Below are 9,795 nucleotides of genomic sequence, written 5' to 3'. Positions count from 1 at the left end.
CGTGGGGCGAACACGACATGGCGAAGAACATCGCCCATCTCGTGCTGGCGCGCACGCCGGACGCGCCCGAAGGCGTGAAGGGCATTTCACTCTTCATCGTGCCGAAGTTCCTCGTCAATGAAGACGGCTCACTGGGCGAGCGCAACGACGTGCATTGCGTGTCGATCGAGCACAAGCTCGGCATCAAGGCGAGCCCGACGGCGGTGCTGCAGTTCGGCGATCACGGCGGCGCGACCGGTCACCTGATCGGCGAGGAGAATCGCGGCCTCGAGTACATGTTCATCATGATGAACGCGGCGCGCTTTGCGGTCGGCATGCAGGGCGTGGGCGTGTCGGATCGCGCGTACCAGAAGGCGGTCGCGTATGCGAAGGATCGCGTGCAGAGCCGCCCGGTGGACGGCAGCGCGAAGCAGCCGGTGTCGATCATCCATCATCCGGACGTGCGCCGGATGCTCTCGACGATGCGCGCGCTCACCGAAGGCTCGCGCGCCCTCGCCTATGTGGCGGCCGCGCATTGCGACATCGCGCATCGTCATCCGGATGCCGCGCAGCGTGCGGAGCATCAGGCGATCTACGAATACCTCGTGCCGGTCGTGAAGGGCTGGAGCACGGAGCTCTCGGTCGAGGTGACGAGCCTCGGCGTGCAGGTGCACGGCGGCATGGGCTTCATCGAGGAAACGGGCGCCGCGCAGTATTACCGCGACGCGCGCATCCTGCCGATCTACGAAGGCACGACGGCAATCCAGGCGAATGACCTGATCGGTCGCAAGACGGTGCGCGATGGCGGCGCGGTGGCAAAGGCGCTGCTCGCGGGCGTGGCGCAGACGATCGAAGCGCTGGGTCAGCACGACGCGCCTGCGTTCCGTTCGATGAAGCGGTATCTGGAGCAGGGTCATCGCTCGCTGGCGGCGGTGGTCGGGTTTGTCGTCGCGAATACGAAGACCGATCCGAATGCGGTGTTCGCCGGCAGCGTGCCGTATCTGAAGCTTGCGGGCATTGTGCTGGGCGGCTGGCAGATGGCGCGTGCGCTGCTCGTCGCCGCGGAAAAACGCGACGAAGATCCGGCGTTCTATGGCGCGAAGATCGCGACCGCGCAGTTCTTTGCCGAGCATGTGCTGCCGCTGGCATCGGCGCTGGAAGCGTCGATCGTGACGGCGAAGGGCGGTGAGGGTGTGCTGGGGCTGTCGGAGGATCAGTTCTGATTGCGCCTGGCGATTCTGCCGCGGTGATAGCGACGCGACTCTGCCCGCGAGACCTGGGTTGAACGTCCGCAAAAGCAAAACGGCGCCTCATCTGAGGCGCCGTTTTGCTGTCGATGGTTCGAACCGCGTTAATCGTTCCGGCGGGCCGCCGGCAATCACGCGAAACCGTTATGCGTAGGCCGGACGAGGCGTGCCGCCCGTCTCACCGAGATAGCGATGCACGGACAGATCGCCCGACTGGATCGCCGGCTGCTTGCCGGAGATCAGGTCGGCGAGCAGTTGACCCGAGCCGCATGACATCGTCCAGCCGAGCGTGCCGTGTCCCGTGTTCAGGAACAGGTTCGGCACCGGCGTGCGGCCAACAATCGGCGTGCCGTCCGGTGTCATCGGGCGCAGGCCGGTCCAGAAGGTCGCCTTCGACGTATCGCCGCCGCCGGGGAACAGATCGTTCACACACGTTTCGAGCGTTTCGCGACGCGCCTGACGCAGTGATTTGTCGAAGCCCGCGATTTCGGCCATGCCACCGACACGGATGCGGTCGTCAAAGCGCGTAATCGCGATCTTGTAGGTTTCGTCGAGCACAGTCGACACAGGTGCAGCCGCCGCATCGACGATCGGTGCGGTGATCGAATAACCCTTGAGCGGATAGACCGGAATCTTCACGACATCGGCGAGGAAGCGCGTCGAGTACGAGCCGAGCGCAACGACGTAGCTGTCAGCGAGCACCAGTTCGTCGCCACATTTCACGCCGGCGATGCGGCCGCTGGCCATCGCGAGCGCATCGATGGGCGTGTTGTAGCGGAATTTGACGCCGAGTTCTTCGGCCATCGCGGCGAGACGCGTGGTGAACAACTGGCAATCGCCGGTTTCGTCGCCTGGCAGACGCAGACCGCCGGTCAGCTTGTGCGACGTAGCGGCCAGAGCCGGTTCGACGCGTGCCAGTTCGGCCGGCGTCAGCAGTTCGTACGGCACGTTCGCATCCTTCAGCACGGCGATGTCTTTCGCGGCGCCGTCGAGTTGCTGTTGCGTGCGGAATAGTTGCAGCGTGCCGCCGGTACGGCCTTCGTACTGGATGCCGGTGTCGGCGCGAAGCGCCTGCAGACAGTCGCGGCTGTATTCGGCGAGGCGAACCATACGCCCCTTGTTGGCGGCGTAGCGCTCAGTCGTGCAGTTCTGCAGCATTTGCCACATCCACTTCAACTGGAACTGCGTGCCGTCGAGACGGATAGCAAGCGGCGCGTGCTTCTGGAACATCCATTTGACAGCCTTCAGCGGCACACCTGGCGCCGCCCACGGCGCAGCGTAACCGGGAGAAATCTGCCCCGCATTCGCGAAGCTCGTCTCGAGCGCAGGACCGGACTCACGATCGATCACAGTCACTTCGTGACCCGCGCGCGCAAGGTAATACGCGCTCGTAACGCCAACGACACCACTGCCCAGAACGACGACTCGCATAACTACTCCAGTAAGGTCGAGAGGCTGACGGCATCGAAATGTTCGATTAATGACGGATTACGCGGTCAACCCAGTGTTAACCGCTATACTATTGATCATCTAGTAGGTTTTGTTATTGTATTTTTCTGATTTTCAGTAGAAAAACCATGCGAACACAACGTCAACCAATCCGCGCCCTCGACAAGCTCGATCACCGCATCCTGAAGCTGCTTCAGCAGGACGGGCGGATGGCGATGAAAGACCTGGCGGAGCAGGTCGGGCTGTCGGTGACGCCGTGCATCGAACGCGTCAAGCGCATGGAGCGCGATGGCGTCATCATGGGTTACTACGCGCGCGTGAACCCGGCCGAACTGGGCGCGGCGCTGCTGGTGTTCGTCGAGATCACACTCGATCACAAGAGCGGCAACATGTTCGATCAGTTCCGCCGCGAAGTGCAGAAGATTCCGGAGGTGCTCGAATGCCATCTGGTGTCGGGCGACTTCGACTATCTGATCAAGGCGCGGATCGGCGAAATGGCCGACTACCGGAAGCTGCTCGGCGACATCCTGCTGCAACTGCCGGGTGCGGTTCAGTCGAAGAGCTATGTCGTCATGGAAGAAATCAAGGAAACGCTGACGATCCCCGTCGGCGAATAGGTTTTACCTGGCCGTTCGGTCAGCCTCGACAAACGTCGCAGATACTGTATATTTATACAGTATCTGCGACGTTTTGCTTTCTGTGCCGTGACTGATTCCGCCGATGAATATCCGATCGCCCCACCGGCGCCCCGCAAGGGGCGCGGCGCGGTGTCGAACCTGCAGGGCCGCTATGAAGTCGACCAGCGCGAAGCGTTCGATGACGGCTGGGTGCTGTCCCCCGCAGATGAGGAAAGCGGTACGCCCGCATTGCGCACGCAGGTCTTCGAGGAGCGGGCGAAATCGATCCTGACGCGCAATGCTTCGCCGGACATTCCATTCAGCGTGTCGCTCAATCCCTATCGGGGCTGTGAACACGGATGCATTTATTGCTTCGCGCGCCCTACGCATAGCTATCTGGGGCTTTCGCCCGGGCTGGATTTCGAGAGCCGCATCTACGCCAAGATCAACGCGCCGGAACTGCTTGAGCGGGAGATATCGAAAAAGTCGTACGTTCCGGAGCCGATCGCATTGGGCGTGAATACCGACGCGTGGCAACCGGTGGAGCGTGACCTGCGCTTGACCCGTGGTGTCATCCAGGTGCTACACGATCGCGGACATCCGTTTGCGGCGATCACGAAGTCGTCGCTGATCGAGCGCGATCTCGACCTGCTCGCGCCAATGGCCGCGCGTGGTCAGGTGATGGCCGCCATTACGATCACGACGCTCGATGCCGACATCGCCCGCACGCTGGAGCCGCGCGCCGCGACGCCCGCTCGACGGTTACGCACAGTCAAAACGTTGAGCGAGGCGGGGGTGCCGGTGGCCGTCAGCATCGCGCCGGTGATTCCGTTCATCACCGAGCCGGATATGGAGCGCGTGCTGGAAGCGTGCGCGGAGGCCGGCGCGTCGTCCGCCAGCTTCATTGTGCTGCGGTTGCCATGGGAAGTCGCGCCGCTATTTAAAGACTGGCTCGCCGCGCATTTTCCGGATCGCGCCGATCGCGTGATGAGTCGTGTGCGCGACATGCGCGGCGGCAAGGATTACGACGCGTCGTTCGCGACGCGGATGAAAGGCGAAGGGCTGTGGGCGGATCTGCTCAAGCAGCGCTTTCACAAGGCTGCCCGGAAGCTGGGTCTGAACGAGCGGCAACGCGGCATTCTGGATATGTCGCTGTTTCGTCCCGCGGGGTCTCGTTCTGCTGAGCCGCTCGCGCGGCCGGCCGCCCCGGAAAATCCCCAGCTCGATCTGTTTTAGGTCGTTTGGAAGGGGCCAGACGCGTCATTGCGAAAGCGTTTTCGCCGCCTGGACCTGCGACTCGAAGTATGTCTGGAACGAAAGCGCGAGTCCCGTCATCAGCAGAAACGCGCCGATCAGCAGCGAGAAGATGACGATGAAGATCACGGTCCAGCCCGAGCGGCTTTGTTTCCCGGTCTGTGCATTGAACTGCGCGTCCCATTTTTCATCGGGGCGCAATCCGTAGACGATCGCCGCGAGGAACGCTGCGAGAAGGGAGATTGCGCCGGGAAACACGAGGATCCAGCCGAGGGTCGACGCGCGTTCGGTGGCGGCGAGCAGCAAGTAGCCCGGAATGCCGATCAGCGTGCCGAGCAGATGCGCCCAGCCGTACACGTCGCGCATGCCATACAGATAGAAGCGATGCGCGCCCAGACTGCCGAAAAAGAAGGCGAGCGCTGCGGTAATCGTCTTGGATCTGAAGCGTGGGGAAAGCGAGGCGACAGTGGACATGGGCGAAGGCTGGGTTTCACAAACAACAGGATGGACGCGTCAGGCGCGCATGCCGCGGCGGGTGCGCGGGCCGACGCGCATTCTACGCCCCACGCGCGTCGCAGGTCACGTTGGCCTTATCGCCCCTGGCGCCCCTGGCGCCGGCGGGTGTCTGCGCGTTCGGCTCAAGGCGCCGACCAGGTCACGCGATAGATCGCGCCGGCGTAGTCGTCGCTGATCAGGAGCGAGCCGTCGGGGAGCGGCAGCACGTCGGCGGGGCGGCCCCAGACGCTTTCGTCCGGCATCAGCCAGCCCTGGGCGAACACTTCCTGGCGCGGGTTGCTGCCGTCCGCGTTCACAATCACGCGCACGACGCGGTAGCCGATCTTCCTGCTGCGATTCCACGAGCCGTGTTCGGCGATGAAGATGTTGTTTCGGTAGTCGGCGGGGAACATCGCGCCTGTATAGAAGCGCATACCGAGCGCCGCGACGTGCGCGCCGAGCTTCGCGACCGGCGGCGTGAAGCCGCTGCACGGATGATCCTTGCCGAATTCCGGGTCGGCGATATCGCCTGCGTGACAGAAGGGGTAGCCGAAGTCCATCCCGGCGCGCGGGGCGCGATTGAGCTCGTCGTCGGGGCGATCGTCGCCGAGCATGTCGCGGCCGTTATCGGTGAACCACAATTCGTGCGTTGCTGGATGCCAGGCGAATCCGACCGTGTTGCGGACGCCGCGTGCGATCGTTTCATAGTGGCTGCCATCCGCATCCATGCGGCCGAGCATGGCGTAGTGGTCGCGGTCGGGAAGGCAGATGTTGCAGGGCGCGCCCTGCGGCACATACAGTTTGCCGTCCGGGCCGAACGCGATGAATTTCCAGCCGTGGTGGTGCTCGGTGGGCAACTTGTCCGTGACGACGACTGGCTTCGGCGGATCGGCCAGATGGTCGTCGATCGCATCGAAACGCAGGATTTTCGACACCGCTGATACGTAGAGCGCGCCGTCGCGCCACGCAACGCCCGCCGGCGTGTCCAGTCCGGACGCGATCACGTGACGGGCGGCGACTCGCCCATCATGCAGTTCAAGGGCATAAACGTGGCCGTCGAAGCTGCCCGCGTACAGAATGCCTTTTGGTGAAAAAGCCATTTCGCGCGCGGAAGGCACGTTGTCGACCAGAATCTCGATGTGAAATCCCGGTGGCAACCTGATCCGGTCGACTGGCGGAGGCGCGGCGATCGCATCCATAACGGCCATGCTGCCCAGCAGAAATGAAACTGCCAGCAGCAGGCCATATCGCCTGCGGGCGTGCATCGACCGGGTCGCGAACATCGGACGAAAAGCAGTTTTCATGCGCCTCCCGCATGGATAATCGGGCGATTTCCCTGCCACTGCGTTGCAGACGATGTCCGCCCGTCACAACCGCGCTTTGCAGTTTATCCTCGTAAGTGTTTGTTATGGCGTTGCTTTCCGGCTATAATCTCGCGTTTCAGTGGTTCCGAACCCCGGATTTCAAGGATTCCAGTATGGTCATCATCCGCTTGGCTCGTGGCGGCTCCAAGAAGCGCCCGTTCTACAACATCGTCGCAACCGATTCGCGTAACCGTCGTGACGGCCGCTTCATCGAACGCGTTGGCTTCTACAACCCGGTCGCAACGAAGGGTGAGTCGCTGCGTATCGCTCAAGACCGCCTGACGTACTGGCAAGGTGTTGGCGCGCAACTGTCGCCGACCGTCCAGCGTCTCGTGAAGGAAGCGCAAAAGGCGCAGCCGGCTGCTTAATGGTAGCTAGCATGCGCATCGCGGGCGTGTCGCGCGAACTGTGCGGCGTGCCGGATGCGCACGTATTTTCTGAAGTTGGCTTGAAGCTGGCTGTGAGGTTTGCTGATGTCCGCGCGTGATTCCGACGGCTCAGGCCGTACTAAAGCCGCGAACCGTGGCGAGGCTTCATTTGGCGCCTTCGTTCGCAAGCCGGTAGAGCGGGCTGCGCCGGCAGCGGCGGGTTCGGGTGCGGCAGAAATGCGCGCTGAATCGGCGGAGAGCTGGCCCGACGACGCTGTTGAAGTTGGCGCGATCGTCGACGCATACGGCCTCAAGGGTTGGGTGAAGGTGGCCGCGCATGCGGACGCCGGACGAGGCGGCGACGCCTTGCTGAGCGCAAAGCGCTGGTGGCTGATGAAAGGCCGCGAACGTCGCTCGGCACCTGTGCTGCAGTCGAAGATACATAGTGACAGCATCGTTGCCCATCTGGGCGGCACGACTGACCGTGACGTGGCGTTGTCGCTGCGCGGTCACAGCGTGTACGTGCGTCGCAGCGACTTCCCGGCACTCGAAGCCGACGAATTCTACTGGGTCGACCTGCTCGGCCTGGATGTGGTCAACGAAGCCGGCGTCGCGCTCGGCAAAGTAGCCGACATGATCGACAACGGTGCGCATTCGGTACTGCGCATCGAGTACCCGACTACCGGGAAAGACGGCCAGCCGGTTACCGGCGAGCGTCTGATTCCGTTTGTCGGCGTCTACGTCAAAACGGTGGATCAGGCGGCGAAGAAGATTGTCGTCGACTGGGAAGCTGATTATTAAACGCGGTACCGGCAATCATGGTGCCGGGCACGATTCGCTGAATGGGGGGAGCGGTGCAGTTCGATGTCGTCACGCTCTTTCCTGACATGTTTCGCGCATTGACCGATTGGGGTATCACCAGTCGGGCCGCGAAGCAGCAGCGATACGGTTTGCGTACGTGGAATCCGCGCGATTTCACGACCGACAACTACCGTACCATCGACGATCGCCCCTATGGTGGCGGTCCCGGAATGGTCATGCTCGCAAAGCCGCTCGAAGATGCGATTGGCGCAGCGAAAGCCGCGCAGGCGGAGCAGGGTGTGACCGGCGCGCGCGTCGTGATGATGTCGCCGCAGGGTGCAACACTCAATCACGATCGCGTGATGCAGTTCGCGCAGCAACCAGGTTTGATCCTGCTGTGCGGTCGCTATGAAGCGATCGACCAGCGTTTGATCGATCGGGTTGTCGATGAAGAAGTGAGTCTTGGCGATTTCGTACTGTCCGGCGGTGAATTGCCGGCGATGGCGTTGATGGATGCCGTCGTGCGTCAGTTGCCGGGCGTGCTGAACGACTCGCAATCGGCTGTGCAGGACAGTTTCGTCGATGTACTGCTGGATTGCCCGCACTACACGCGTCCTGAAGAATACGACGGCGTGCGTGTTCCCGATGTGCTGCTCGGCGGCCATCATGCGGAAATCGAACTGTGGCGTCGGCGTGAAGCGTTGCGCAATACGATGCAGAAGCGTCCCGATCTGATCGATCGCGCCAGAAAGAACAAGATGTTGAGCCGTGCCGATGAGGCATGGCTTGCAAGTCTCGCGAAAGAAGCCTCGAAGGCGTAAGCCTTCGTGATTCCGAGTGAGCACCAGGCGGTGTCGCGCATGCGTGTGCGGCACCAGATGTGAACCCATCCTCTATCGGGGCCGTAGCCGCGCGCACAAGGCAACCCCTACGCAAGGCAGGTACGAACGCCGACAAGATGGACTTAGGAGTCAGTGATGAATCTGATTGCAAAACTCGAGCAGGAAGAAATCGAGCGCGCGCTCGCAGGCAAGACCATCCCCGAATTCGCCCCTGGCGATACGGTGATCGTGAGCGTGAACGTGGTTGAAGGCACGCGTAAGCGTGTGCAGGCTTACGAAGGCGTCGTGATTGCCAAGCGCAATCGTGGCCTCAATTCGGCGTTCATCGTCCGCAAGATTTCGTCGGGCGAAGGCGTTGAGCGTACGTTCCAGACGTACTCGCCGCTTTTGGCAAGCATCGTCGTGAAGCGTCGTGGCGATGTCCGTCGCGCGAAGCTGTACTACCTGCGCGATCGTTCGGGCAAGTCGGCCCGGATCAAGGAAAAGCTGGTCTCGAAAGACCGTGCTGCTTCCCAGGCCTAAAACCTGTAAGAGCTGTAAGAAAAAGCACCCTTCGCGGGTGCTTTTTTCTTTGGTACGTCAGAATAGCGATATGTCCAATCCATTCGCCCGTTTTCGGGAATCCCGTTGACCCGCCCCGTATTTGAACCCGAAGCCCTGCCTGTCGAATCGACCGGTGTCCATCTGCCTGCGGTTGCGCCTGAACGTCTGACGCCCGATGGTCTGCGCATGCGTTTTGAGGAAAGCCTGGAGTGGGCGCCGGAGCCGGTAGTGGAAACGCGTCTGCGAGAAGGCGATCCGCGGCTCGCTGCGGTACTGGTGCCGCTCGTCGTGCGCGACCAGGGGCTCACTGTGCTGTTGACGCAGCGCGCCGACCATCTCAACGATCACGCTGGCCAGGTCAGTTTTCCGGGCGGCCGACAGGAAACATACGACGCGAACGCGACGGCCACTGCATTGCGCGAAGCTCAGGAAGAGGTCGCGCTCGACCCGAAGCGCGTCGAGGTGCTCGGCTCGCTGCCGGACTACCTGACGGGCACGGGTTTTCGCGTGACACCGGTGGTCGGTCTCGTGCATCCGCCATTCACGGTCGAAGCAGATACGCTCGAAGTCGCAGAAATCTTCGAAGTGCCGCTCGCCTTTCTGATGGACCCGGCGCGTCACGAGGTCCGCGTGTTTCGTTGGGAGGGCGGTGAGCGTCGTTTTTTTGCGATGCCTTATCCGCGCAGCGAATCGGACGGTCATCACTTCATCTGGGGTGCAACGGCGGGCATGTTGCGCAATTTCTATCGCTTCCTCGCGGCCTGACCCAATAGACCGGCTCACACGGCAAGCGTTTGCGCCCTTTGCACGCTCAGGCTCATCCGACCCTGTGCTAT

General features: G+C 62.3%; 11 protein-coding genes. 8 read left to right on the top strand and 3 right to left on the bottom strand.

Going from position 1 to position 9,795, the window contains the following annotated elements; genetic code table 11:
- Window positions 1-1,202 (top strand): acyl-CoA dehydrogenase (locus P3T16_RS13765; protein WP_429342705.1); only part of this gene is annotated, 1,202 nt, incomplete at its 5' end.
- Between the two features lie 168 nt (window positions 1,203-1,370).
- Here P3T16_RS13765 and P3T16_RS13760 read toward each other — a convergent pair.
- Window positions 1,371-2,657, bottom strand: a complete 1,287-nt coding sequence (locus P3T16_RS13760; RefSeq protein ID WP_429342704.1) for a D-amino acid dehydrogenase — start codon at window positions 2,655-2,657, stop codon at window positions 1,371-1,373.
- Between the two features lie 146 nt (window positions 2,658-2,803).
- On the opposite strand from P3T16_RS13760, the gene P3T16_RS13755 reads away from it, so the two are divergent.
- Both P3T16_RS13755 and P3T16_RS13750 read left to right on the top strand, forming a co-directional pair.
- Window positions 2,804-3,292 carry an Lrp/AsnC ligand binding domain-containing protein gene (locus tag P3T16_RS13755; protein ID WP_429342703.1) on the top strand — a complete coding sequence of 163 codons (489 nt, stop codon included), beginning with the start codon at window positions 2,804-2,806 and terminating at the stop codon, window positions 3,290-3,292.
- Between the two features lie 87 nt (window positions 3,293-3,379).
- Window positions 3,380-4,528 carry a PA0069 family radical SAM protein gene (locus tag P3T16_RS13750; protein WP_429342702.1) on the top strand — a complete coding sequence of 383 codons (1,149 nt, stop codon included), beginning with the start codon at window positions 3,380-3,382 and terminating at the stop codon, window positions 4,526-4,528.
- A gap of 24 nt (window positions 4,529-4,552) precedes the next feature.
- Here P3T16_RS13750 and P3T16_RS13745 read toward each other — a convergent pair whose 3' ends face one another.
- Window positions 4,553-5,020 (bottom strand): NINE protein, encoded by a 468-nt coding sequence (locus P3T16_RS13745; protein WP_429342701.1) that lies wholly within the window; start codon window positions 5,018-5,020, stop codon window positions 4,553-4,555.
- Window positions 5,021-5,184: 164 nt separating this feature from the next.
- Window positions 5,185-6,249, bottom strand: coding sequence for a PQQ-dependent sugar dehydrogenase (locus P3T16_RS13740; RefSeq protein WP_429342712.1), 1,065 nt, complete (start codon window positions 6,247-6,249; stop codon window positions 5,185-5,187).
- Window positions 6,250-6,518: 269 nt separating this feature from the next.
- On the opposite strand from P3T16_RS13740, the gene rpsP reads away from it, so the two are divergent.
- The 5 genes from rpsP (at window position 6,519) to P3T16_RS13715 (ending at window position 9,724) form a co-directional block, all read left to right on the top strand.
- Entirely contained in the window at window positions 6,519-6,773 is a 255-nt protein-coding gene (rpsP, locus tag P3T16_RS13735; protein WP_006476550.1) for a 30S ribosomal protein S16, read from the top strand.
- Window positions 6,774-6,878: 105 nt separating this feature from the next.
- A complete protein-coding gene (gene rimM, locus P3T16_RS13730; protein WP_429342700.1) occupies window positions 6,879-7,574 on the top strand; it encodes a ribosome maturation factor RimM in 696 nt (231 codons plus the stop codon).
- A gap of 41 nt (window positions 7,575-7,615) precedes the next feature.
- Window positions 7,616-8,395: a tRNA (guanosine(37)-N1)-methyltransferase TrmD gene (gene trmD / locus P3T16_RS13725; protein ID WP_429342699.1), complete on the top strand. Its 780-nt coding sequence runs from the start codon at window positions 7,616-7,618 to the stop codon at window positions 8,393-8,395.
- Between the two features lie 156 nt (window positions 8,396-8,551).
- Entirely contained in the window at window positions 8,552-8,938 is a 387-nt protein-coding gene (rplS, locus tag P3T16_RS13720; protein ID WP_429256871.1) for a 50S ribosomal protein L19, read from the top strand.
- A 105-nt stretch (window positions 8,939-9,043) separates the two neighbouring features.
- Window positions 9,044-9,724, top strand: a complete 681-nt coding sequence (locus tag P3T16_RS13715) for a CoA pyrophosphatase (RefSeq protein ID WP_429256870.1) — start codon at window positions 9,044-9,046, stop codon at window positions 9,722-9,724.
- Window positions 9,725-9,795 lie beyond the last annotated feature (71 nt).

It is taken from the genome of Paraburkholderia sp. GAS42 (assembly GCF_050436565.1).
Taxonomy (GTDB): domain Bacteria; phylum Pseudomonadota; class Gammaproteobacteria; order Burkholderiales; family Burkholderiaceae; genus Paraburkholderia.
This window is presented reverse-complemented; position numbering and strand designations above follow the sequence as displayed.

Excerpts from the sequence above, each read along its gene's own strand:
- trmD (WP_429342699.1), top strand. The coding sequence starts at position 7,616 with ATGGGGGGAGCGGTGCAGTTCGATGTCGTCACGCTCTTTCCTGACATG.
- P3T16_RS13755 (WP_429342703.1), top strand. The coding sequence starts at position 2,804 with ATGCGAACACAACGTCAACCAATCCGCGCCCTCGACAAGCTCGATCAC.
- rplS (WP_429256871.1), top strand. The coding sequence starts at position 8,552 with ATGAATCTGATTGCAAAACTCGAGCAGGAAGAAATCGAGCGCGCGCTC.
- P3T16_RS13745 (WP_429342701.1), bottom strand. The coding sequence starts at position 5,020 with ATGTCCACTGTCGCCTCGCTTTCCCCACGCTTCAGATCCAAGACGATT.
- P3T16_RS13740 (WP_429342712.1), bottom strand. The coding sequence starts at position 6,249 with ATGGCCGTTATGGATGCGATCGCCGCGCCTCCGCCAGTCGACCGGATC.
- rimM (WP_429342700.1), top strand. The coding sequence starts at position 6,879 with ATGTCCGCGCGTGATTCCGACGGCTCAGGCCGTACTAAAGCCGCGAAC.
- P3T16_RS13760 (WP_429342704.1), bottom strand. The coding sequence starts at position 2,657 with ATGCGAGTCGTCGTTCTGGGCAGTGGTGTCGTTGGCGTTACGAGCGCG.
- rpsP (WP_006476550.1), top strand. The coding sequence starts at position 6,519 with ATGGTCATCATCCGCTTGGCTCGTGGCGGCTCCAAGAAGCGCCCGTTC.